General features: G+C 71.5%; 20 protein-coding genes and 1 tRNA gene. 7 read left to right on the top strand and 14 right to left on the bottom strand.

The features are described from left to right. Window positions 1-239: 239 nt before the first annotated feature. A complete protein-coding gene (locus tag ACIQCJ_RS33155) occupies window positions 240-1370 on the bottom strand; it encodes a sn-glycerol-3-phosphate ABC transporter ATP-binding protein UgpC (protein WP_355342187.1) in 1131 nt (376 codons plus the stop codon). A gap of 184 nt (window positions 1371-1554) precedes the next feature. Between ACIQCJ_RS33155 and ACIQCJ_RS33150 the strand changes: the two genes are divergently transcribed. Together ACIQCJ_RS33150 and ACIQCJ_RS33145 are read left to right on the top strand one after the other, a co-directional pair. Next, window positions 1555-1628, top strand: a tRNA-Thr gene (locus tag ACIQCJ_RS33150). 174 nt (window positions 1629-1802) lie between these two features. Continuing rightward, a complete protein-coding gene (locus tag ACIQCJ_RS33145) occupies window positions 1803-2351 on the top strand; it encodes a Uma2 family endonuclease (protein WP_402713529.1) in 549 nt (182 codons plus the stop codon). 219 nt (window positions 2352-2570) lie between these two features. On the opposite strand, the gene ACIQCJ_RS33140 is transcribed toward ACIQCJ_RS33145, so the two are convergent. The 7 genes from ACIQCJ_RS33140 to ACIQCJ_RS33110 form a co-directional block, all read right to left on the bottom strand. Next, a complete protein-coding gene (locus tag ACIQCJ_RS33140) occupies window positions 2571-4142 on the bottom strand; it encodes a DoxX family protein (protein WP_402713596.1) in 1572 nt (523 codons plus the stop codon). A 280-nt stretch (window positions 4143-4422) separates the two neighbouring features. Further along, window positions 4423-5382, bottom strand: a complete 960-nt coding sequence (gene rlmB / locus ACIQCJ_RS33135) for a 23S rRNA (guanosine(2251)-2'-O)-methyltransferase RlmB (RefSeq protein ID WP_355342096.1) — start codon at window positions 5380-5382, stop codon at window positions 4423-4425. Window positions 5383-5558: 176 nt separating this feature from the next. Next, on the bottom strand, window positions 5559-6950 hold the full coding sequence (cysS, locus tag ACIQCJ_RS33130) for a cysteine--tRNA ligase (RefSeq protein ID WP_355342093.1): 1392 nt from the start codon (window positions 6948-6950) through the stop codon (window positions 5559-5561). 170 nt (window positions 6951-7120) lie between these two features. Continuing rightward, on the bottom strand, window positions 7121-7510 hold the full coding sequence (locus ACIQCJ_RS33125) for a PPOX class F420-dependent oxidoreductase (protein WP_355342090.1): 390 nt from the start codon (window positions 7508-7510) through the stop codon (window positions 7121-7123). A gap of 97 nt (window positions 7511-7607) precedes the next feature. Further along, on the bottom strand, window positions 7608-8228 hold the full coding sequence (ispF, locus tag ACIQCJ_RS33120; protein ID WP_402713526.1) for a 2-C-methyl-D-erythritol 2,4-cyclodiphosphate synthase: 621 nt from the start codon (window positions 8226-8228) through the stop codon (window positions 7608-7610). Beyond that, the gene (gene ispD, locus ACIQCJ_RS33115; protein WP_391164090.1) at window positions 8218-8949 is read right to left on the bottom strand and encodes a 2-C-methyl-D-erythritol 4-phosphate cytidylyltransferase; all 732 of its coding nucleotides are present in this window, start codon (window positions 8947-8949) and stop codon (window positions 8218-8220) included. Before ispD ends, ispF begins: the two co-directional genes overlap by 11 nt. 322 nt (window positions 8950-9271) lie before the next feature. Then, window positions 9272-9754 carry a CarD family transcriptional regulator gene (locus ACIQCJ_RS33110; RefSeq protein WP_033174074.1) on the bottom strand — a complete coding sequence of 161 codons (483 nt, stop codon included), beginning with the start codon at window positions 9752-9754 and terminating at the stop codon, window positions 9272-9274. A 544-nt stretch (window positions 9755-10298) separates the two neighbouring features. On the opposite strand from ACIQCJ_RS33110, the gene ACIQCJ_RS33105 reads away from it, so the two are divergent. Next, a complete protein-coding gene (locus ACIQCJ_RS33105) occupies window positions 10299-10916 on the top strand; it encodes a DUF461 domain-containing protein (protein ID WP_355342083.1) in 618 nt (205 codons plus the stop codon). 132 nt (window positions 10917-11048) lie between these two features. Here ACIQCJ_RS33105 and ACIQCJ_RS33100 read toward each other — a convergent pair whose 3' ends face one another. Beyond that, window positions 11049-11729, bottom strand: coding sequence for a response regulator transcription factor (locus ACIQCJ_RS33100; protein WP_093716893.1), 681 nt, complete (start codon window positions 11727-11729; stop codon window positions 11049-11051). Further along, window positions 11726-13072: an ATP-binding protein gene (locus ACIQCJ_RS33095; protein WP_355342080.1), complete on the bottom strand. Its 1347-nt coding sequence runs from the start codon at window positions 13070-13072 to the stop codon at window positions 11726-11728. Before ACIQCJ_RS33095 ends, ACIQCJ_RS33100 begins: the two co-directional genes overlap by 4 nt. Window positions 13073-13254: 182 nt before the next feature. Here ACIQCJ_RS33095 and phoU point away from each other — a divergent pair, with 182 nt between their 5' ends. Further along, entirely contained in the window at window positions 13255-13938 is a 684-nt protein-coding gene (gene phoU, locus ACIQCJ_RS33090; RefSeq protein WP_355342077.1) for a phosphate signaling complex protein PhoU, read from the top strand. 740 nt (window positions 13939-14678) lie between these two features. Here phoU and ACIQCJ_RS33085 read toward each other — a convergent pair. Next, the gene (locus ACIQCJ_RS33085) at window positions 14679-15437 is read right to left on the bottom strand and encodes a phosphoglyceromutase (protein WP_401313784.1); all 759 of its coding nucleotides are present in this window, start codon (window positions 15435-15437) and stop codon (window positions 14679-14681) included. Between the two features lie 92 nt (window positions 15438-15529). On the opposite strand from ACIQCJ_RS33085, the gene ACIQCJ_RS33080 reads away from it, so the two are divergent. Beyond that, complete coding sequence (locus tag ACIQCJ_RS33080; protein WP_402713523.1) at window positions 15530-16942, top strand: MDR family MFS transporter; 1413 nt, start codon at window positions 15530-15532, stop codon at window positions 16940-16942. 82 nt (window positions 16943-17024) lie between these two features. On the opposite strand, the gene ACIQCJ_RS33075 is transcribed toward ACIQCJ_RS33080, so the two are convergent. The 3 genes from ACIQCJ_RS33075 to mshA all read right to left on the bottom strand — a co-directional run bounded on the left by ACIQCJ_RS33075 (window position 17025) and on the right by mshA (window position 20761). After that, window positions 17025-18767, bottom strand: coding sequence for a glycosyl hydrolase family 28-related protein (locus ACIQCJ_RS33075; protein ID WP_402713520.1), 1743 nt, complete (start codon window positions 18765-18767; stop codon window positions 17025-17027). Between the two features lie 115 nt (window positions 18768-18882). Further along, window positions 18883-19473 (bottom strand): YbjN domain-containing protein, encoded by a 591-nt coding sequence (locus ACIQCJ_RS33070; RefSeq protein WP_401856668.1) that lies wholly within the window; start codon window positions 19471-19473, stop codon window positions 18883-18885. Further along, entirely contained in the window at window positions 19466-20761 is a 1296-nt protein-coding gene (gene mshA, locus ACIQCJ_RS33065; RefSeq protein WP_391164089.1) for a D-inositol-3-phosphate glycosyltransferase, read from the bottom strand. Before mshA ends, ACIQCJ_RS33070 begins: the two co-directional genes overlap by 8 nt. Before the next feature lie 936 nt (window positions 20762-21697). Between mshA and ACIQCJ_RS33060 the strand changes: the two genes are divergently transcribed. Together ACIQCJ_RS33060 and ACIQCJ_RS33055 are read left to right on the top strand one after the other, a co-directional pair. Further along, window positions 21698-22486, top strand: a complete 789-nt coding sequence (locus ACIQCJ_RS33060; protein ID WP_402713518.1) for a class I SAM-dependent methyltransferase — start codon at window positions 21698-21700, stop codon at window positions 22484-22486. 139 nt (window positions 22487-22625) lie between these two features. Next, window positions 22626-23678, top strand: a complete 1053-nt coding sequence (locus ACIQCJ_RS33055; protein ID WP_391049682.1) for an NlpC/P60 family protein — start codon at window positions 22626-22628, stop codon at window positions 23676-23678. The last annotated feature ends 96 nt before the right edge of the window (window positions 23679-23774 follow it).

Here is a 23774-nt window from a genome sequence, read left to right as displayed (position 1 = left end):
AAAGGCCGGATATGCGTATGTATTTGTCGACAACGTGTACGGATGGCGGGGGTGGGGGCGGGGGCGGGGGTGGGGGCGAGGCGGCGACGCGGCTCAGGTAGCGGCGGGGCACGTACCGGCGGGACACGTACCGGTGGGGCACGTACTGGCGGGACACGTACCGGTGGCACACGGCGACGGCCCGCCGGTACGTGAGGAGTCACGTACCGGCGGGCCGTCGGCGTGGAGGAACCGGTGGATCAGCGGTTGTCGGTCAGGCGCTCGCCGGAGGAGGTGGCGAAGACGTGCGTCTCACCGGCGCGCGGCACGACGTGCAGCACGGAGCCCTTCTCGGGGATCGCGCGGCCGCCGACGCGGATGACGACATCCTTGTCCTCGTCGCCGACCTTGGCCGAGCCGTACACGTAACCGTCGGCGCCCAGCTCCTCGACGACGTTGACGGTGACGGCGAGACCCGCCGGGCCCTCCTTCGTCAGCGCCTTGGAGCTGTCGTTCTCGGAGACGATGTCGAAGTGCTCGGGACGGACGCCGACGGTGACCGTACGGTCGCCCTTGTCCGACGCGGCCTGCACCGCTTCGCGCTCGACGTTCACGACCGCGTTGCCGAACTTCACGCCGCCGTCGGTGATCGGCACCTCGATGAGGTTCATCGCCGGGGAGCCGATGAAGCCGGCCACGAAGAGGTTCGCGGGGCGGTCGTACATGTTCCGCGGGCTGTCGACCTGCTGGAGGATGCCGTCCTTGAGGACCGCCACGCGGTCGCCCATGGTCATGGCCTCGACCTGGTCGTGCGTCACGTACACGGTCGTGACGCCCAGACGGCGCTGGAGGCTCGCGATCTGCGTACGGGTCTGGACGCGGAGCTTGGCGTCGAGGTTCGACAGCGGCTCGTCCATGAGGAACACCTGCGGCTCACGGACGATCGCGCGGCCCATCGCGACACGCTGGCGCTGACCGCCGGAGAGCGCCTTCGGCTTGCGCGCCAGGTACTCGGTGAGGTCCAGGATCTTCGCGGCTTCCTCGACCCGCTTGCGGATCTCGGCCTTGTTGACGCCCGCGATCTTCAGGGCGAAGCCCATGTTGTCCGCGACGGTCATGTGCGGGTACAGCGCGTAGTTCTGGAACACCATCGCGATGTCCCGGTCCTTCGGCGGCAGGTGCGTGACGTCCCGCTCACCGATCCGGATCGCACCCGCGTTGACGTCCTCGAGACCCGCGAGCATGCGCAGGGAGGTCGACTTGCCGCAACCCGAGGGCCCGACGAGAACCAGGAACTCGCCGTCCCCGACCTCGATCTCCAGGCCGTCCACCGCGGGCTTGTCGCCACCGGGGTAGATGCGGGTCGCCTTGTCGAACGTGACAGTTGCCATGACTGATTACAGTCCCTTCACCGGCAGGAACGTGCCGGACGATCCGAGTAAAGGAAGGATTGGTCCAGTCCACACTGTGTGAACCTTCCCGTGACGCTACCTTGCCCCCCGCCCCTTGTCACCAGCCCCCCGCCCCCCACTTTCCCTCCCACCCCCCGATCCGTGCCCGCTACACTTCTCCTGCGCCTCCTTAGCTCAGCTGGCCAGAGCACCGCTCTTGTAAAGCGAAGGTCGTCGGTTCGAATCCGACAGGGGGCTCTCTGTGGACCCCGGCCCAGACAGGATCTGGGCCGGGGTTCTGCGTTGGCGGATGCGGTCGGCCGGGCGGGTGTGGAAAGTCCCGGTCGGCGTCCGTGAACGGTGCGGGCTCTGGGGCGTCAGGTCGGGCTAGGCTGGGAGACCGGTCGGCCCGTTCATGGGAGGCACAGCGGCATGGACCCGCAGCGCTTCGCACTCCTTGATGAGGCCCGCAGGAGTCTGCCGGACGGGTTCAAGACCGAGATCTCCGGCGACACGATCGTGATGATGGTCGGCCCCCCTGGCATCCACCAGCGCAATCTCCTGGTGGTAAGGCGCCAGTTCGACGCACACTGCCCTGGCGACCTGCTGCCGAGCGAGAACACCGACCTCGTCTCTCCCGGTGTGGGCAAGAGCCGCAACCCCGATCTGACGTACCTGCCCGCTGACGTGCTGGAGACCACCGACAATCAGGTCCCCGCGGAGAGCGCGGCCATCGCCGTCGAGCTGGTCTCGCCGTCGAACCCTGAGAACGACTGGGTGGGCAAGGTACGGGACTACCCGATGATGGGAATCCCGCTGTACCTCGTGGTCGACGCGAGGCTGAAGACGGTCACGCTCTTCAGCCGTCCCGACGGCGGGAAGTATCACCGTCGCGAGGACGCCGACTTCGGTGAAAGCCTTCGCGTCCCGCAACCGTTCGGCTTCAACCTGGACACTGGGACGCTGCTGCCGTACTCGTGAGGTCCTTTCCCGCGCAGAGGTCCGCGCGTGGCGGTCGACAGGACGCAGAAGCCGGCGGGCGACCGCGCGAAGTCGGCGATGTGCTCATCGGGCCTGCCGGGGGCACCGCCGCGTTGCAGATCCGACCGGCGGGCAGGCTCGGGCCCCGGGGGGATGATCGGCGCGGCGTGAGGACCGCGCCCTCTGGGGCGGGGGCGCGGTCCTGGGGGTGGGGAAGGGTCAGGAGGTGCGGGTGGGGGACGGGGAGGAGGGGTCTCCGAGGACGTGGAGGCCGAGGAGGCCGCCGATGGCGCCCTGGGTGGGCTTGGGGGCCGGGGCGGACGGGGCGGGAGCCTCCGGCTGGGAGGGCGGGGCGGGCGGCGGGGCCTGCGAAGTCCCGCCGGAGGTACCGCCGCTGGAGGAGGACGTCGAGCCGCTGGTCGGGCGGGAGCCCGCGGAGTGGCCGCCGCCGGTCGACGAGGAGGACGTGGACGACGAGGACGTCGGCGCCTTGGACGTCGGCTGCCCCTTGGCCTTCTTCTTGTCCTCGCCCTTCTTCTTGGACTTCGGCGACGCCGACGGCTTCGGCGACGCGCCCTGCGGCCCGCTGCCGCCCGAGACCTCGGGCAGCGGGGAGCCGGGCAGATCGTTGGTCGGAATGACCGTCGGCCGCTGCGGCCTGTCGTCGTGCGTGCTGGACGCGCGGACGGCGGCGCCGAGCACCGAGCCGATCAGCAGCGTCAGACCGGCGATCACGGTGGCGAGCACCGTGCCGCGCCGCAGCACCCGGCGGCGCAGGTCCCACACCGTGACGCGCGGGCCGAGCCGCCGCCAGGCGTCCCCTGCGAGGTGACCGTCGATGGAGTACACCGGCGCGCCCGCGATGATCAGCGGGCTCCACGCGGCGAGGTAGATGAAGTCCGGGGCGTCGTACACCGGGACCGTCCGCCAGCTCACCGTCACCAGCAGCGCGATCGACAGCCCCGCGCCGAAGAAGGCCGCGACACGCTGCCACAGACCGCAGACGGTCAGGACGCCGACGACCACCTGGAGGAAGGCGATGCTCAGGCCCGCGCCCACCGGGTGGTTGAGCGCGGCGTCGCGCAGCGGCTCCGCGAGGGCCCACGGGTGCAGGGAGTTGAGCCAGGTGACCATCGAGCCGCGCTTGCCGCCGTCGAAGTAGACGGGGTCGCAGAGCTTGCCCATGCCCGCGTAGATCGACACGAAGCCGAGGAAGATCCGCAGCGGGAGCAGCACGATGCCGAGGTTCATCCGGCGGTCGGGGTACCAGGCGTGCTTGGCCGGTTCGCCGTTGCGGGTACGCGGCCTGCGCTCGGCGCCGTCGACGGACGAGGAGTCGCCGACGTAGCCCACCCGCTGCTCGTCGGAACCGCCGTCCGCGCCCTCGTCGTACGCGCCGGTCGCCGGGCGTACGCCGCTGAGCAGGCCGGTCGGGGACTGCGCGCCGCGCTGGCCCACGACGGTCGGCACGGGGGGCGCCGCCGTGGTGTCGTCGATCCGCGGCAGCACCTGGGTGGCCGCGCCGGAGGAGTTCGCGCCGCCGGCCACGCCCGCGCGGCGGACCGCCTGGAGCAGTTCCCCGGCCGCCGGATCGCCCGGCGTGGAGCGGCCCGACCACACCACCGGCGACAGCTTCCGCCGCCCGGCCGCGCCGGGCCGCGCTTGCGTCACGACGGGGATCTGCGCGGTGTCGTCGAGGCTGAGGGCACGGCCCGGGGTCGCGCCGAGCTGCACCCGGAAGCTCGCGTGATTGACGATGACCTGGGCGGGATCGCTCGGCACCCTGGCCATGCTCAACGGAGCGGGCTCGTCGAAGCCGGGCAACCCTCCCCCCGTAGGAGTGCGGGGTGTTCTGGTGTCCACACTCATCTAACCGAGTGACGGACGTTTAGGACACTGCCTCCGCGCCCCCACGATGTCCGAGACCCGTCAACGCCCGGTCAGCGCCCCGGCGATGACGATTCGAAGACGCGTCCGAGAACGCCTCAGGAAGTGTCACAGGGCGGCTCAGAGCCTGCGCCGCGCAAGCTTTTCAGCCCCGGCGCCACGACCCCGGCGCCACAACCACCGCTCAGGCCCTGCGCCGCGACGCCTCGTACAGCACAACACCCGCCGCCACACCGGCGTTCAGCGACTCCGCCGCGCCGCCCGGCATCGGAATCCGCACCAGCAGGTCGCACGTCTCGCTGACGAGCCGCGACAGCCCCTTGCCCTCGCTGCCCGCGACGATGACGACGGGCCCCGACAGGGCGTCCAGCTCGTGCAGTTCGAGGTCGCCGTCCGCGGCCAGGCCGACGACGGTGAGCCCGGCCTTCTGGTACGACTCCAGGGTGCGGGTGAGGTTGGTGGCGCGCGCCACCGACACCCGCGCCGCCGTCCCCGCGGACGTCTTCCACGCACCGGCCGTCATCCCGGCCGCGCGCCGCTCGGGCACGACGACGCCGTGCCCGCCGAAGGCCGCCACCGAGCGGACGACGGCGCCGAGGTTACGGGGGTCGGTGACACCGTCGAGCGCGACGATCAGCGGGTCCTCGCCCGCGTCGTGCGCGGCGGCGGCCAGATCGTCCGGGTGCGCGTACTCGTACGGCGGGATCTGGAGCACCAGGCCCTGGTGGTTCAGGCCCGCAGTGAGCCGGTCGAGCTCGGGGCGCGGGGCTTCGAGCAGCGGTACCCCGCGGTCGGTGGCCAGCCGCAGCGCCTCCCGTACCCGGTCGTCGTTCTCGATGAACTGCTGGACGTACACAGCTGTGGCCGGGATGTCGGCGCGCAGCGCCTCCACCACCGGATTGCGGCCGACGACCAGCTCGGAGGTCGACTTGGAGCCGCGGCCCGACGGGCGCCGGGACTGCGAGGAGACGGCCCGCTTGGCCGCCGCGTTGGCGACGCGGTTCTTCTTGTGGCCCTTGCGCGCCTCCGCGGGCGGCGTCGGGCCCTTGCCCTCAAGGCCCCTGCGCCGCTGCCCGCCGCTGCCGACCGTGGCGCCCTTTTTGTTGGATGTACGGCGGTTCCTGCGCTGGCTGTTCCCGGCCATGGGGCACTCTCACTTCGCTTCGGTCATGCTCGCCGGACGTGGGTCCGGCGTACGGATATACGGGTCGGGTCGGGTCGACGGGTCGGGCCCGTCGGCCGGGGCCGCGGAGGCGATCCGCCAGGAGGCGGTCCGCCACGGAGGCAGTCGGCCGCTGAGGCGGTCGGCCGCGGGATCGGTCAGCCGCGCAGCGTCCAGCGCGAACCCGTCGGTGTGTCCTCGATCTCCAGACCCGCCTGTACGAGCTGGTCGCGGATCGCGTCGGCGGTCGCGTAGTCCTTGCGGGCGCGGGCCGACTGCCGCTGTTCGAGGACCAGCCGGACCAGGGAGTCCACGACGCCGTGCAGGTCGTCGCCGCGGTCGGCGCCCGTCCAGTGCGCGTCGAGCGGGTCGAGGCCCAGCACTCCGAGCATCGCACGGACCTCGGCCAGACGCGCGACCGCGGTCTCCTTGTCGTCCGCCGTCAGCGCGCTGTTGCCCTGCCGGACGGTGGTGTGGATCACGGCGAGCGCCTGCGGCACTCCCAGGTCGTCGTCCATCGCCTCGGCGAAGGCGGGCGGCACCTCGGCGGCGGGCTCGACCGGCCCGGCTTTCTCGATGACCCGCTGCACGAAGCCCTCGATCCGCGCGAAGGCGGACTCCGCCTCGCGCAGCGCCTCCTCGCTGTACTCGATCATCGACCGGTAGTGCGGGGTGCCCAGGTAGTAGCGCAGCACGATCGGCCGCCAGCGCTGCACCATCTCGGAGACCAGCACCGAGTTGCCGAGCGACTTGCTCATCTTCTCGCCGCTCATGGTGACCCAGGCGTTGTGCACCCAGTAGCGGGCGAACTCGTCGCCGTACGCCTTGGCCTGCGCGATCTCGTTGTCGTGGTGCGGGAAGATCAGGTCGATCCCGCCGCCGTGGATGTCGAAGACGCTGCCCAGGTACTTGTGGGCCATCGCCGAGCACTCCAGGTGCCAGCCGGGACGGCCGCGGCCCCACGGCGTCTCCCACGACGGCTCGCCGGGCTTGGTCGACTTCCACATCGCGAAGTCCCGCTGGTCCCGCTTGCCGGTCTCGCCCTCGCCCTCGGGCTGGCGCAGATTGTCCAGCTCCTGGTTGGACAGCTCCAGGTACTCGGGGAACGAGCGCACGTCGAAGTACACGTTCCCGTCGGCCTCGTACGCGTGCCCGCGCTCGATGAGGCCGCGCATCATCTCGATCATCTCCGGTACGTGGCCGGTGGCGCGCGGCTCGTACGTGGGCGGCTGGCAGCCCAGCGCGTCGTAGCCCGCGGTGAAGGCGCGCTCGTTCTCGTACCCGATCGCCCACCACGGGCGGCCCTGGTCGGCCTCCTTGGCGAGGATCTTGTCGTCGATGTCCGTCACATTGCGGATGAACGTGACGTCGTAGCCGCGGTAGCGGAACCAGCGCTGGATGATGTCGAAGTTGAGCCCGGACCTGATGTGCCCGATGTGCGGGGCCGCCTGCACGGTGGCGCCACACAGGTAGATCGAGACGCAGCCCGGCGTGAGCGGGACGAAGTCACGGACCTGGCGCGCGTTGGTGTCGTACAGGCGAATAGTCACTCCACAAGGGTAGTGGCCCGGAGCGGGTGCCTTGTGCGGTCTGACACAGGGCACACACAACGGTGACAATCGGCTGTACGGCGACCCCCGCGCCCCGGCCCCGCCCGGCTGGACGGCAGCCCGGCTGTACGGACGGCGGCCCGGCTGTACGGACGGCGGCCCCGCGCGGCTCAGCCGTGCTCGACGATGCGGTCCGCGCTCACCCGTACGACGACACGCACGTCCCCGGGCTCGTCGTTGCCGTACTCCTCACCGGTGTACTTCCGGCTCAGCGCGTTGATCAGGTCGTCGCCGCCCTCACGGGTGAGGGTCGCCGTGCCCCGGATCTCCAGGTACTTGTACGGGTTGTCGACCGGGGTCACCAGCACGGTGGTGCGGGGGTCCTTGAGCAGATTGAGGTGCTTGCGACGGCCTTCCTTGGTGGAGACGAGCACGTCGTCACCGTCACGCGTCACCCACACGACGGACAACTGGGCCTGGCCGTCGGGCTGGAGGGTGGCGATGGTCGCGAAATTCTTGCCGTCGATCAGGGCGCGGGCGGAGTCCGGGAGGGCGGCCATGAGCGGGTCCTTTCACATGCCGGGGCGGTGATCTTCCGGCTACGCAACGTGCCGGACGGGCGGAGAATTCCCTCACCCGCCCGTGGGTTTTCCTCGCTCACTCGTGCGGGTGAGCGCGGACCACCAGTGCCGTCGCGACGGCCGCGAGGCCGTCGCCGCGGCCGGGGAAGCCCAGGCCGTCGCTGGTGGCGGCGCTGACCGAGACGGGGGCGCCGACCGCCGAGGTCAGGACCTTCTGGGCCTCGTCGCGGCGGCGGCCGATCTTGGGGCGTTTGCCGACGACCTGGACCGCCACGTTGCCGATGACGAAGCCCGCGTCGCGCACGATCCGGGCGGCCTCGGTGAGCAGGGCGGTCCCGGAGGCGCCCGCCCACTCGGGCCGGTCGGTGCCGAAGTGGGCGCCGAGGTCACCGAGCCCGGCGGCGGAGAACAGGGCGTTGCAGGCCGCGTGGGCGACGACGTCGGCGTCGGAGTGCCCGGCGAGCCCGGGCCCCTCCCCCTCCCAGAGGAGTCCGGCGCACCACAGCTCGCGCCCTTCCTCGAAGGCGTGGATGTCGGTGCCGATGCCGACCTGGGGAAGCACGTAGCCGGGCGGCAGGCCGGAGCCGGGCAGACCGGACGCGGACAGGCCGCCGCCGGGCAGACCGGACCCGGACGGATCGCCGCCGGGCAGATCGGACCCGGACACCCCGTGCCCGAGCGGGCCGTCAGTAGCCATCGGTGGCCCTCCTGCGGGCGAGTACGGCCTCGGCGAGTACGAGGTCCAGCGGGCGGGTGACCTTGAACGCCTCTTCGTGGCCCGGCACGACCAGCACCGGTACGCCGAGCTGTTCGACCATGCTCGCGTCGTCGGTGACATCGCGGGTGACGGTGGCGTGCGCCTTGGCGAGCGTGCCGCGGTCGAAGCCTTGCGGGGTCTGGACGGCGCGCAGCAGGGCGCGCTCCGGGGTGCCGGTGACCAGATGGGTGACCGCGTCGACGCTCTTGACGGTGTCGGCCAGCGGCAGCGCGGGGACGACGGCGGGGGCGCCGCCGCGTACCGCCTCGACCACGCCGTCCACGGTCTCCACCGGCACCAGCGGGCGGGCCGCGTCGTGCACGAGGACGACGTCCACGTCGTCGGGGAGCGCGGCGAGGCCGAGCCGTACCGACTCCTGCCGTACGTCACCGCCGGGGACGACCCGTATGTCGGTGGACTCGGGCAGGCCGTGGGCGTCGAGCAGCGCCCTGACCTCGGGGACGCCCTCGGGCGGGGCGACGACCACGATCACGTCGACGGCGCGGGCGCGGGCCATCGCGCGGACGGCGTGCACCAGGATGGGCACCCCGCCGAGGGTGCGCAGGGCCTTGGGCGCGCCGGGGCCGAGCCGAAGTCCACGGCCGGCGGCGGGAATGACTGCTGCGGTACGCAGGTTTGTGTCCTTGTATGAGGTGGGTATCGCCTGGGAGTACCCCCAGCCGAGGTTGGGGACAGTGCCGGGCAAGCGCTCACCGCGGACCCCTTCCGTGAAGTCCGCGGGGATGTGCCACGCCCGGTACCGCCTGGTGAGCGGTGCCGTATGTCTCCGGCCGTATGTCTCCGTACGCGGGCACAAGCATGCCGCAGCACCCGGTCGTCATGCCCGACCGGGTGCCGCGGTAATTCCCTCGGGTGGTGTTTCCGGGGGCAGTGCGTCGCCGTACGTCACGGTCGGCGTGGCCACGCCGATTGAGACGAGAAACGAGAACCTCGATGGCACGTGGTGGGCGCGCGCGAGGATCTTAGGACGCGAGAACCTCGTCGAGCAGCGCCTCGGCCTTGTCCTCGTTGGTGTTCTCCGCCAGAGCGAGTTCGCTGACCAGGATCTGCCGGGCCTTGGCGAGCATGCGCTTCTCGCCGGCCGACAGGCCGCGCTCGCGCTCACGACGCCACAGGTCGCGGACCACTTCTGCGACCTTGATGACATCGCCGGAAGCGAGCTTCTCCAGATTTGCCTTGTATCGCCGGGACCAGTTGGTGGGCTCCTCGGTGTACGGCGCGCGCAGCACCTCGAAGACCCGGTCCAGACCCTCCTGACCGACCACGTCGCGTACGCCGACGAACTCCGCATTGTCCGCGGGCACACGTACCGTCAAGTCGCCCTGGGCGACCTTGAGCACCAAGTAGGTCTTGTCCACGCCTTTGATCTGGCGAATTTCGATTGCCTCGATCAGCGCGGCCCCGTGATGGGGATAGACCACGGTGTCGCCAACCTTGAACGTCATGTGACAGGTACCCCTTCCGTGGCTATCCAGGGTAACACGGGAACGCCCTCATCTGAATGGCGTTTTCGCAGGTCAGAGCATATCTCAGGGCTTGACAACGGCCCCCGGGACGTGCTGGAGCATGCCTCCCGCGCGAGGTATCCGCAGGTGGGAGCAGGTATACGGGGAGGCTGAAACGCCGCCGTTACAGGCTCTACCGCCGCCGAACAAGGGGCAGTACGTCCCTATTTGTCGCTCCCGGACGAGTGGATCATCGCTACTCCGTTCGGGAACCTGCCCGCAGATGATCCAATTTTGCACAGTCGTGGAACAACGGCGGAACACTCGCGGAAAACCGGCCGCGCCGATCATGAACGACGTCGGGTAATCACGTCGGGGGAATGCGGAATGCAATGGGTACGCGCACCCGGCCCGCCACCGGGCGGGTGAACCGCGCGGGTGAGCCGGGCTCCCAGGGGCCACCCGGTGCGCGGGCGCGTCAACGGCTCGGTAATCTAAGGCCGCTGGAAGATCTTCCGAACCTGATCTAGGAGATGCCGCCGCCGTGGTCCGCAGCTTCCGTCGCGGCGCCCTCGCCGCCGTTTTCGCGCTCTCGCTCGCCCCGCTCGCCGCCTGCGCGGCCGGGAACGACGCGCAGACCCTGAAGGTCCAACCGGACAGCGACTCCGTGACCCACGGCGTGATCAAGGTACAGAACGCCGTGGTGCTCACCCAGAGCGCCGGCAACGGACCCGCGACGGTCTCCGCGCGCCTGTTCAACAACGGCGACGACGCCCAGACCCTCCAGTCCGTCCAGCTCGGCTCGACCAGGGTCACGCTCGCGGACAAGGACGGCGGCCAGACCGTCAGCGTCCCCGGCCACGGCACCGTGCTCCTCGGCGGCAAGGGCAACCCGTCCGCCGTCGTGGACAGCGGCACCGAGGCGCTGCGGGACGGCGACGTGCAGAACGCCGTGTTCGAGTTCAGCTCCTCCGGGCCCGTCGCGATCCAGCTCAACGTGATCCCGGCCACCGGCGACTACCAGCAGTTCGGTCCCAGCTCGCTGCCGACCACCCAGGCGCCGACGCCGAGCACCACGCCGACCGGCTCGGCCACGCCCACCGGCTCGGCCACGCCGACGGACACCGCGACCCCGACGGGCACCGCCACCCCGACCTCCTGAGGTCGGTTTTCGGACAACCTCAAACGGCCCGGTGGCACACTCGCCACCGGGCCTTTCCCGTATACGAATCCGGGACGCGCGCTGCCGTCCGCGCGCTGTGTCAGGGCCCGGGTCCAACGCCCGGACCCGGGGTTACGGCTCGAACTTGTAGCCCAGGCCGCGGACCGTCACGAGATAACGCGGCGCGCCCGGGTCGGGCTCGATCTTGGCGCGCAGCCGCTTGACGTGCACGTCGAGGGTCTTGGTGTCACCGACGTAGTCGGCACCCCAGACCCGGTCGATGAGCTGCATACGGGTCAGGACGCGGCCCGCGTTGCGCAGCAGCATCTCCAGCAGGTCGAACTCCTTGAGCGGGAGGTCGACCTTGCCGCCGGAGACGGTGACCACGTGCCGGTCGACGTCCATCCGGACCGGACCGGCCTCCAGGGCGGCCGGGGAGATCTCCTCGGGCTCGCCGCGGCGGCGGAGCACCGCGCGGATGCGGGCGACCAGCTCCCGCGAGGAGAACGGCTTGGTCACATAGTCGTCCGCGCCTATCTCCAGGCCGACGACCTTGTCGATCTCACTGTCCTTGGCGGTCACCATGATGACCGGGACATTGGACTTCAGCCGGAGCTGGCGGCAGACCTCGGTGCCGGGCAGGCCCGGCAGCATGAGGTCGAGCAGCACCAGGTCGGCGCCATTGCGCTCGAACTCGTCCAGCGCGTCGGGCCCGGTCGCGGATATGGCGACCTCGAAGCCCTCCTTGCGGAGCATGTACGACAGCGCGTCGCTGAAGGACTCTTCGTCCTCGACGACGAGTACGCGTGTCACGGAAGGACCTCCGGGGCGGGGATGTGTTCGGGGAGAGAGCGGAAGAGCTGTTCGTCCGACGGCTCGTCCAGCGACTCCTGGTCGGAATCGAGATCGGAGTCGCGGTCGGAGTCGGGATCGGAGTCGGGGTCCGCGTCCGCCTCGGCCACGGGATCGGTGCCGGGCGGCAGTGCGCGGTCGCGGGCGATCCCGGCTTCGGGAAGCCGCAGTGTGAAGGTGGAGCCCTGACCCTCGGCGCTCCACACGGTGACCTCCCCGCCGTGCGAGGCGGCCACGTGTTTGACGATGGACAGCCCGAGCCCGGTGCCGCCGGTGGCCCGCGAGCGCGCCGGGTCGACCCGGTAGAAACGCTCGAAGACCCGGTCGCGGTCCTTCTCGGAGAGGCCGATGCCCTGGTCGGTGACGGAGATCTCAATGAGATCCCCGCCGGGTGCGTTGATCCTGCGCCCCGCGATGCCGACCCGCGTACGGGCCGGACTGTAGTTGACAGCGTTCTCGACGAGATTGCCGAGGGCGGCGGCGAGCTGGCCCCGGTTTCCCCATATGTGCAGGTCAGGGGTGGTTCCGGTAGCCATGGTGATCTGTTTGGTGTTGGCCTGGTGACGGCAGCGGTCGACGGCCTCGGCGACGAGGTCGTCCACGGCCACCGGCTCGGCGTCGTCGAGCAGGTCGTCGTCCTGGACCCGGGAGAGGTCGATGATCTCCTGGACCAGGCTGGTCAGCCGGGTGGCCTCGATCTGCATCCGGCCCGCGAAGCGGATGACCGCCTCGGGGTCGTCGGAGGCGTCCATGACGGCCTCCGACAGCAGGGAGAGCGCCCCCACGGGGGTCTTCAGTTCGTGGCTGACATTCGCCACGAAGTCACGGCGGACCGCCTCGATCCGCCGGGCCTCGGTGAGGTCCTCGACCAGCAGCAGCACCAGCCGGGAGCCCAGCGGGGCGACCCGCGCCGAGACCGCGAGACCCTCGCCGCGGCTCACACCGCGGCGCGGCAGGTCCAGTTCCACCTGCCGTATCTCGCCGTCCCGCCGGGTCTCGCGGGCCATCTGCAGCATCTGGTCGACGGCCAGCCGGCCGCCGCGTACCAGCCCGAGGGCGTACGCCGCCGAGCTGGCCTTGACCACCGTGTCGCCCTCGTCCAGGACGACGGCGGAGGACCGCAGGACCGAAAGTACGGTGTCCACGCCCGGCGGCAGCGCGCCGGTCATGTTGTCGGGCCGCATGGCCGTACGGGTGGGGCGGGCCTGTTCCCGCTCGCTCCAGCGGAACGCGAGCACGGCGATCACACCGGTCAGCAGACCGGCTATCGCACTGGCTGCGGCGACTGCCGCGTTCACGTCCATAGCCCCAGGTTAGGTGGGTCGCGCAAGCGATCCACAACCCCGGAAGCTACCTCTCGGATGCTCGTTGCCAAGAGTTCACCTTCACGTGGGGAGTGGTTCACTCAGGGTGTGCGGTCGGTACGCGTACGCCCATCAGCGTGGCAGCGTGGAGGAGAAACCTCTGTTCGGACGGAAGGAAAGCGATGCGGGACGCATATCACGAGGAGCTGGACTCGATCGGTGACGGTCTGGTCGAGATGGCCCGGCTCGTCGGCTCCGCGATCGGCCGCGCCACCACCGCGCTGCTCGACGCGGACCTGAAGGTCGCGGAGAGCGTCATCGCCGCCGACGAGAAGGTCGACGAGATCCAGCGGGAGCTGGAGAACCGGGCGATCACCCTGCTGGCCCGGCAGCAGCCGGTCGCCACCGACCTGCGGATCGTGGTCACGTCGCTGCGGATGAGCGCGGACCTGGAGCGGTCCGGCGACCTCGCCCGCCACGTGGCCAAGCTGGCCCGCCTGCGCTTCCCCGAGTCGGCCGTGCCGCGCGACCTGCACAGCACCATCCTGGAGATGGGCCAGCTCGCGCAGCGCCTGGTCGCCAAGGCCGGCGAGGTCATCGTCAGCAAGGACGTGGACGACGCGCTCCAGCTCGAAGCGGACGACGACCGCATGGACGAGCTGCACCGCACGCTCTTCCAGCACCTGCTGGACGACCGCTGGAAGCACGGCATCGAGACGGCCGTGGACGTGACGCTGGTCGGCCGGTACTACGAGCGCTTCGCCGACCACGCCGTGTCGGTCGCCAAGCGCGTCGTCTACCTGGTCACCGGTGAGCACGCGGACGAGATGACGCCGCAGACGCCGTCGGCGGTGGAGGGCGCGTAGCGCCGTCCGGCGGGGGCGGGGGCTTTCGCGGCGCGTCGCGGGTCGGTGGCGGCGCGGAGGTCTTTCGCGGGGGCGGGGGGCTTTCGCGGGGGCGGGGGTCTTTCGCGGCGCGCGGGCCGGTGGCGGCACGGAGGGCTTTCGCGGCGCGCGGGTCGGTCGCCGCGCGTAGGGCGCGTAAGGCATTCGGGGGAGGCCGGAGTGCGCTCGTGCGCCGGGGGTGCGCTATTGAAGGGCGCGGCCGGCGCGGAGTTCACTGGTGGGTAGGCAAGCCTGAGGAGGGTGTACTGATGCAGGAATCCCCCGTCACGCCAACTCCCGTACGCGACCAGCCGTCTTCCGACCACGCCCCGCGGCCGCTCCGGACCCCGCTGCCGCTGGTCGCCGCGTGCGGCTGCGGCTCGGGGTGCGGCTGTGGCTGTCAGTCCGGCGGCGCCTGCCAGTGCGGAGGCTGCACCGGCTGACGCCCCGTCCGTCCCGACTCGTCTGATCCGTACCGTCCCGTCGCACCAACCGTTCACACGGACGACGGCCCGCGCTTCCTGACGGACGCGGGCCGTCGTCTGCCCGGCCAACGACGACGGCCGCGCCCTCGGACCGCCCTTGTGAAGACTCGGAAGGCTCCGTCGAGGTCCTGCCGGCCGACGGGCTGCTCGGCCGCCGACCCGCCGTCGACCCGTGAACGACAACGCCCCCCGTCTGCGGGAAAACCCGCGGACAGAGGGCGTGGCGGTGCGAGAGGACTACTTCTTGCCCTGGTTCTTGACCGCCTCGATGGCGGCTGCCGCGGCGTCGGGGTCGAGGTAGGTGCCGCCCGGGTTGAGGGGGCGGAAGGAGGCGTCGAGCTGGTAGGAGAGGGGGATGCCGGTGGGGATGTTGAGGCCCGCGATGTCGGCGTCGGAGACGCCGTCGAGGTGCTTGACCAGGGCGCGCAGGGAGTTGCCGTGCGCGGCGACCAGGACGGTGCGGCCCGCGAGCAGGTCGGGGACGATGCCGTCGTACCAGTACGGGAGCATGCGCAGGACGACGTCCTTGAGGCACTCGGTGCGCGGACGCAGCTCCGGCGGGATGCTCGCGTACCGCGCGTCGTCGCTCTGCGAGAACTCGGCGCCGTCCTCCAGCGGCGGCGGCGGGGTGTCGTACGAGCGGCGCCACAGCATGAACTGCTCCTCGCCGAATTCGGCGAGGGTCTGCGCCTTGTCCTTGCCCTGGAGCGCGCCGTAGTGCCGCTCGTTGAGCCGCCAGGAGCGGTGGACGGGCACCCAGTGGCGGTCGGCGGCCTCCAGGGAGAGCTGCGCGGTGCGGATCGCGCGCTTCTGGAGGGAGGTGTGCACCACGTCGGGGAGGAGACCGGCGTCCTTGAGCAGCTCGCCGCCCCGGACCGCCTCCTTCTCACCCTTGTCGTTGAGATTGACGTCCACCCAGCCGGTGAACAGATTCTTCGCGTTCCACTCGCTCTCGCCGTGGCGGAGCAGGATCAGTTGGTACGGAGCAGCAGCCATGGGCCCGAGCCTAATAGAAATCCCCTGGCGCCACCCGACCGCCCTCTGTAATATTCTCCAGCCGGTAGAGGTCATTACACAAAGGGGTCGCGGTGACGGCGTTCAGTCGGGCGGTACGGGAGACGGTGAGCGGTCTTCCCCGCCAGTTCTGGTGGCTGTGGACCAGCACCCTGGTGAACCGCCTCGGCGGCTTCGTCGTGACGTTCCTCGCCCTCTATCTCACCGTGCAGCGCGGCTACTCCGCCTCGTACGCGGGCCTGGTCGCGGCCCTGTTCGGGCTCGGCGGCGCCGCGGGCGCGGTGCTCGGCGGGGTCCTCGCCGACCGGATCGGCCGCCGCCCCACACTGCTCGCCACCCAGCTCGGCGCCGCCGCCACCACCGCGGTGCTCGGCTTCGTGACCAACCCGCTGGCCATCGCCGCCGTCGCCACCCTCGTCGGCCTGACCAGCAGCGCCTCCCGGCCCGCGCTCTCCGCGATGATCGCCGACCTCGTACCCCCGAAGGACCGGGTGCGCGCCTTCTCCCTCAACTACTGGGCGATCAACATCGGCTTCGGCGTCTCGGCCGCCGCCGCGGGCTTCATCGCCTCGGAGGGGTACGTGTGGCTGTTCGTCGGCGACGCGCTGACGACCGTGCTGTGCGCGGTGGTCGTGTACGTCAAGGCGCAGGAGACGCTGCCGGTGACGGCGAAGGTGACGTACGTGGACGGGAGGACGGTGAGCGGGAAGGCGGTGAGGGGGAAGGCTGGGTGCGAGAAGGCTGGCAGTGGGACGACGGCGAGCGGGACGACGGCGAAATCCCGTCCCCGTAAGGCGACTTCGCGGCGCGCTGCGGACTCCACCGACATCCGGCTCTCCGACGTCCTCCGCGACCAGCGCTTCATGGCCCTGGTCGGCCTGACTTTCCTGCTCGGCTCGGTGATGAACCAGGCCAACTCCACACTCGCCGTCGACATGGGCGCGCACGGCCTGTCCGCCCGCCAGTTCGGTGTCGTCATCGCCATCAACGGCCTGGTGATCGTGCTGCTCCAGATCCCCGTCACCCGGCTGGTGCGGCGGTACGGCAACGCGGCGCTGCTGGGCGTCGGTTCACTGCTGATGGCGTGGGGCTTCGGCCTGACCGTCCTCGCGGGCTCGGTCGCCCTCTACTCGCTGACCGTCGTCGTATGGACGCTCGGCGAGATCGTGCACGCCCCAGCCTCGATGTCGGTGGTCGCCGACCTCGCCCCGGCCACCGCCCGTGGCCGCTACCAGGGCATGTACACCCTGTCCTGGTCCGGCGCGGCCTTCGCCGGTCCCCTGGTCGGCGGCGTCACCCTCGACCAGCTCGGCCGCACCACCGTCTGGCTGGGCTGCGCCGTCCTCGGCACGCTCGCGGGCGCCGGTTACTACCTGCTGCTGCGCGGCCGTCCGGCCGCCCCGGTCCTCCCCACCGCCCCTGTGGCGGCCGGAGTCGAGGCCCAGGCCCCGGCTCCCCGCGACGCCCCGGAACAGGTCGGCGGCTGAGGCGCTGCGGACCGTTCGCCGACAGGGGCCACCGACAGGGGCCACAGACCGGGCCACGAAGGCGCTCGACCGGAAGCCCCGGTCAGCGGCGGAGCCGCAGAGCGCGCTGCGCCTCGTAGAGGTTCGGCGGGTCGATCCCCGGAGTGCCGTAGGACTCCAGGCGCGAGTGCAGCGGGCCCGCGAAGTCGGGGACGTCGATCTGGCCGAAGGGGGTCACCGTGGAGATGCCGACGGTCGCGCTGTAGGGCGCGATGTCGTCGATCTTGACGCAGCCCGCGCGGCCGTTGGTGACGGTGACGTTCCAGTGGGTGAAGCGGGCGCCGTACAGCGGTCCGGCGGAGGCGTCGCCGCCGTGCTGACCGTCGTTGGAGACGGTGATGTCGGTACGGACGCAGGCGAACGGCAGGCCGCGGTGGGTGTCGAAGGTGCCCATCTCCATCCGGCCGCGCGACCAGACGTTGTACGACGACAGGCCCTCGGCGTTGATGCCGTGGAGCTGCGTACCGGACGGGGCGGGCACGGTGCGCCGGTCGATCGCGAAGTCCTCGACGAGGTTGTCGTGCGAGCCCTCGCGGCAGGCGTACGGGTGGTGGCTGCCGCGCCCCGAGACGCGGGTACGGCGGAAGGTGGTGGCCTTCGCCGCGACCATCAGGAAGCCGTTGTCGACGTCGACGGCGTGCACGTCGTCCACCCAGCAGTCCCAAGTGCACTGCGCGACCAGCCCGTTGTACCCCTTGTCGAGCAGGTGCGGCGACTGCGGTGTGGGCGTCATTTGGATGGTCAGGCCCTCCACACCGGAGTTGACCAGCGGCTCGACCATCGTGGTGATCCTCGGCCGCCACAGCAGCCGGGTGTCCAGCGGCAGCGGCCGGTCGAAGGTGACGCGTCGTCCCCGGACTTCGGTGATCAGGGCCGGCCATTCGTAGGGGACGTACGAGAGCAGCTTGCTCTTGTCGGACCAGTCGTACGTGGCCGCGCCGTCGACGTCGCCCGCCATGTGGTCGAGCAGGCCGTGCGCGGGGTCGTCGGCGTATTGGAGCAACACCCGTGCGCCGGGCTGCAGTTGGCGGGCGCTGTCGACGGCGACGCTCCAACTGCCCTGCGCGGCCTCCTCGGTGACGGTCGCGAGCGTCCGCCACTGGTCGCGCTTGTTGCCGGTCCAGCCCTCGAACGGCCAGTCCTTGGCGCGGATCGCGCCGGTCAGGGAGGCGTAGCGGTCGGCCGGGCACATCCAGACCAGGCCGCCCGCCCAGGACCACGACGACTTGTCACCGCCGTACCGGCTGCCGTACGGGCCGATGAGGTCGGTCAGCGACCTGGTCGCGTACAGCACGGTGCGTCCGCTGCCCGCGCCGCGCAGGGTGGTGTTGCTCCAGCCGAGCCGGATGACGTCGTCGATGCGGTACGTGCCCGGCGGGAGGTGGACGGTGCCGCCGCCCGCCCGGCCGACCTCGCGCAGGGCGCGGTTGATGGCGGGGGCCGCGTCGGCCGAGCCGTCCGCCTTGGCGCCGTAGCGCAGGACGTTCGCACGGACGGGGTGGCGGCGGAAGCGGCGGGAGCCGCCGTCGTAACCGGTGCGGGCGACGTACGGGATCTGCGGGTGGGTGTACGGGGTCGCGGTGAACTCCCGCCAGAGGGCGAGGGGTTGGCGGCCCCCCTGCCCGGACGGGTCGACGGCCGCGTCGGCGGCCTTCGCCGTACCGCCGAACGCCGTACCGCCGAACGCCGTGCCGCCGAACGGCGTGCCGCCGAGCGCCGTCGCGGCTGCCGCCGCCGAGGTGACCTGGACGCTCGCGGTCAGCAGCTTCCTGCGGCTCATCGCCATGCTTCCACCCTTCACACGTAGGCCGCTATCACGTATCTGAACGTGGTTCAGATCTACGACTGACGTGAGGGTGTCATGTGGTACGGACCAAGGGGAAGGGGTCGTGCGGTGATTCTTAGGACTGACCTTCGGTCAGGTGAGTGAACGCGTCCAGATTCCTGGTGGACTCGCCGCGCGACACCCGCCACGCGTACTCCTTGCGGATGGAGGTGGCGAACCCCAGCTCCAGCAGCGTGTTGAAGGAGCCGTCCGCGTTCTCCACGACCGCGCCGAGCAGCCGGTCGACCTCTTCCGGCGTGACGGCGGCCAGCGGGAGGCGGCCGTTGAGGTAGACGTCACCGAGCCGGTCGATGGCGTAACTCACCCCGTACAGACGGAGATTGCGCTCCAACAGCCAGCGGTAGAAGGCTTCCTGGTTCTCGTCGGGGTGGCGGACGACGAAGGCGTTCAGCGACAGGGTGTGGGCGCCGACCAGGAAGGAGCAGGTGGTGGAGAGCTTGCGGGTGCCCGGCAGTTGGGTGACGTACGTGTCCGGGCGCGGCGACTCCCACGGCAAGTCGGCTTCGCGCAGGGCCTGTTCGAGCGCGCGGACGGCTCGCGCCCGGAGGTCGCCGCGCGGGGCGCCGGGGGTCGCGCCGCCATGGGCACCGTCATGGGCTCCGTCGTCGGTGTCACCGTTGACGTCCACCGGGGTCTCCTCAGCCATGCGCCGATCGTAGGTGACGGCGGTGTTCGGCCTGCGCAGCCGCGTACACCTCGGTGGTGTCGGCCGCGGCCTTCCCCCAGCCGAACTCCCGCGCGTGCCGGGCCGCCGCCGCGCCCAGCGAGTCGCCGAGCGCCGGGTTGTCGATGAAACGGCGCAGCACCCGCGCGTAGTCCCGGGGGTCGTGCCCCGGTACGAGGAAGCCGGTGCGGTCGTCCGCCACCGCGACCGGCAGCCCGCCGACCGCCGCCGCGACCACCGGCGTACCGCACGCCTGCGCCTCTATCGCGACCAGCCCGAAGGACTCGTTGTACGACGGCATGACCAGGACGGTCGCCGCCCGGTACCAGTCCGCGAGCCGCTCCTGGTCCACCGGCGGCTGGAACCGTACGACGTCGGACACGCCGAGCCGCGCGGCCAGCTTGTGCAGCGCCTCCGGCTTGGCCAGGCCGCTGCCGCTGGGGCCGCCGACGATCGGCACGAGGAGGCGGTCGCGCAGCGTCGGGTCCTCGTCCAGCAGCACCGCGACGGCGCGGATCAGCACGTCGGGGGCCTTCAGGGGCTGTATCCGGCCCGCGAAGAGCGGGATCACCGCGTCCTGCGGCAGCCCGAGGCGCCGACGGGCCGCCGCGCGGCCCGGCTCCGGGCGGAAGCGGTCCAGATTCACGCCGGGGTGCACGACCGCGACCTTCGAGGCGGTCGCCTCGTAGTACCGCACCAACTCGTCTGCTTCCTCGGCGGTGTTGGCGATCAGGCGGTCGGCCGCCGCCACGACCTGCGTCTCGCCGATCACCCGCGCGGCGGGCTCGGGACAGTCGTCCTCGGCCAGCGCCGCGTTCTTGACCTTGGCCATGGTGTGCATGGCGTGCACCAGCGGCACGCCCCAGCGCTGCGCCGCCAGCCAGCCGACGTGGCCCGAGAGCCAGTAGTGCGAGTGCACCAGGTCGTAGTAACCCGGGCGGTGGCCCGCCCACGCCTGCATCACCCCGTGCGTGAACGCGCAGAGCTGCGCGGGCAGCTCTTCCTTGGCCAGGCCCTCGTACGGACCCGCGTCCACGTGCCGCACCAGCACACCGGGGGCCAGCTCGACCGCCGGGGGCAGCGCCCCCGTGGTGGCCCGCGTGAAGATCTCGACCTCCACGTTCAAGTCGGCGAGGCGCTTGGCCAGCTCCACGATGTAGACGTTCATGCCGCCAGCGTCGCCGGTGCCCGGCTGGTGCAGCGGTGACGTGTGCACGCTCAGCATCGCGACTCGGCGTACGCGGCGGCCTCCGGTGCGGCGACCCCTCATCCCCAGCGCGTGCTTGTGCTTCTGCGCACCGCGCAGCGCGGCGAGCCGGGACGACGTCTGCTGGGTCACCATGCGTTCCTTCCGAAGGCCGTACCCCCGCGTTCAACCATGGGGAACGCCGGAACTGGCGGTTCCATTTCCTTGTTGCCGAAGCGTGACCTTGGGGGGTGGGTGGTGTCTTGGTCTTTTTGTCTTTTTTTCCCGCCCGCCCACCCGTGCGGGTGCTTTCTTCGTCTGCGGGTGCCGCTTGTGCCTGGTCGGTCCCGGCCCGGGGCACCTCCTCGGGCGACGAACCTGCGGCCACCTGCGCCTGCTTCTGCCCCTGCCCGTTCGTCCCCCTGCGGGGGCACCCCGCACCGTCCCCTCCGGTCCATCGGCGCCCGCCTGTCCACTGTGGCTGAGGAGGGAGGGGGTGGGAGGGGGTGCGGCCCCCACGCGACCGACCGTCAGCCGGGCGGGAGGAGGGGGTGGGTGGGGTTCAGCCCGGCGCAGGCTGAGGAGGGAGGCGGGCGCCCGCGCGCGAGGCTGGGGAGGAGGGCGGGCGCAGGTAAGCCTGGCGGGGGGCCCATCCGTGGGGGCCGGGGAAGGGGTCGAGGCTCTCGGAGGTCGCTCGCCCATGGGGGCCTGGGAAGAAGGGGTAAGCCCTTCGGTGGTGGCCCATCCGTGGGCGCCGGGTGGGTGACGCAGGGCGGCTCGCCGAAAGACCCCCCTCCCCCGGCAACCCCCACCGGATAGGCGGACGCCGACGAGCGAGGAGGGGACGGGCCGGGGTGCCCCCGCAGAAATGCGGTGACAAGAAGGGCACCGGATACAGGAGACCAGGTAGCCGCATTTCGAGGAGGTACCCCGGACCGGCACCGACCAGGCACAAGCGGCACCCGCAGACGAAGAAAACACCCGCACGGGTGGGCGGGCGGGAAAGACTAGAGTCGAGGAATGCGCGGCATGGTGGGGGTGGTGACCAGAGGAACCACCGGGCCCAACCGGCTGCGCCGGATGGACCGGTGGATTGCCACCGCGCTGGAAGCGGAACTGCGGCGAGCCGACCACCCCGTCGTCGTAGACCTCGGATACGGCGCCGCCCCCTGGACAGCGGTGGAACTCCTGAGCCGCCTCCAAGCGGTAAGAGAAGACGTCCAGGTCGTCGGCGTCGAGATCGACCCGGCCCGCGTCGCGGCAGCGAAACCGTACGAGCGCGACAACCTGAGCTTCATACACGGCGGCTTCGAAGTCCCCCTCCCCCACGGAAGCCGCCCCGTCCTGATCAGGGCGGCGAACGTCCTGCGCCAGTACGACGAAAGCGAGGTCGCCGCCGTATGGACCCGGCTGCGCGGCCGGCTCGCACCTGGCGGCCTCCTCGTGGAAGGCACCTGCGACGAGATCGGCCGCCGCCACGTCTGGGTGGCGCTCGGCCCCGAAGGCCCCCGAAGCGTCACCTTCGCCACCCGCCTCGCCTCCCTCGACCGCCCCTCCGACCTGGCCGAACGCCTCCCGAAAGCGCTGATCCACCGGAATGTGCCCGGCGAACCCGTGCACGCCTTCCTCACCGCCTTCGACCGGGCCTGGGCCTCGGCCGCTCCCCTGTCCGCCCTGGGCGCGCGCCAGCGCTGGATCCGCGCCGTCACCTCGCTGCGCGCGGACGGCTGGCCGGTCGTGGACGGCCCCGCCCGGTGGCGCCAGGGCGAGGTCACGGTCGCCTGGCCCGCCCTCGCCCCGCACGCGTAACGCCCTCTCGCCCTTCCCCTTTACGGCTCGCCGTGCCACCATCCGCCAAGATGTGACGGCCCGTCAGATAAGCCCTGCGTTCAGCGGCGCGAGGAGCCGCGCGAACAGCCACCGCGCCCGTGACGTGAGGGAGGCTCCGATGACCCGCGGAATCCGAAGCGGTGCCTGCGCGGCGGCGCTCACGGCGCTCACCGCCACGGTCGCGCTGACCACCGCCACGGCCACGGCCCCGGCGCAGGCCGCACCCCCGCGCACCGTGGCGCAGGTCAGGGCCGAGGTGGACGCGCTGTACCGGCAGGCGGAGGCGGCGACGGACGCGTACAACGCGGCCGGGGAACGCGTACGGGCCCAGCAGCACGACCTAGTGGCGCTGGCGGTGGCCATCGACCGTACGCAGACACGCCTGCGCACACTCACCGCGCAGGCGGGGGCGCTGGCCCGCGCGCAGTACCGGGCCGGCGGGGTGCCGGACACGCTGCGGCTGGCGATGTCGGGGGACCCCGACACCTTCCTGTCGGACGCGGGACTCGCCGCCCGCGGCGCCCGCGCGGCGAGCGCCACGATCGACGCGCTGGCCGACACGCGCGGGAAGCTGGACGGCTACGCGCACGCCGCCACCGAGCGGTGGCAGCAACTGGTCGACGCGCAGCGGACGGCGGCCGGGGCGCGGCAGCGCGTACGGGCCAGGCTCGCCGAGGCCACCGCGCTGCTGGCCACGCTCAAGGAACAGGAGCGCGTCCGGCTCGCGCGGCTCGAGGACGAGGCGGCGTACCGCGCGCAGAGCGACTGGCTGGCGACCGGTGACGCGAAACGCCTGGTCACCGCCGCGTCCACGGCGTCCTCCGCCGCGGGCCGCCGCGCCGTGGCCTTCGCGACCCGGCAGATCGGGAAGCCGTACGTGTGGGGCGCGGCGGGCCCGTCCTCGTACGACTGCTCCGGGCTCACCTCCCAGGCGTGGGCGGCGGCGGGCCGTCCCATCCCGCGCACCTCGCAGGAGCAGTGGGCGCGCCTCCCCCATGTGCCCGTGGACCGGATGCGCCCCGGCGACCTCGTCATCTACTTCTCCGACGCCAGCCACGTCGGCATCTACGTCGGCGGCGGCGCGATCGTCCACGCGCCGCGCCCGGGGCGGGACGTGGTGGTGGCGGGGGCCGGTTCGATGCCGATCCTGGGGGTCGTACGACCGGGTTGATGACGGTTCGCGTACGTCTGGACGGAGGGAGACGTGGGGCGCGGAGGGATACGTGGGCGGGTACGCGTACGGGCGGCGGTCCGGATGCGGGCGGCG

The sequence above is a fragment of the Streptomyces sp. NPDC093221 genome (assembly GCF_044753885.1).
Classification (GTDB): domain Bacteria; phylum Actinomycetota; class Actinomycetes; order Streptomycetales; family Streptomycetaceae; genus Actinacidiphila.
The sequence above is the reverse complement of the archived record's forward strand: the minus strand, read 5'-3'. Positions and strand labels throughout refer to the sequence as shown.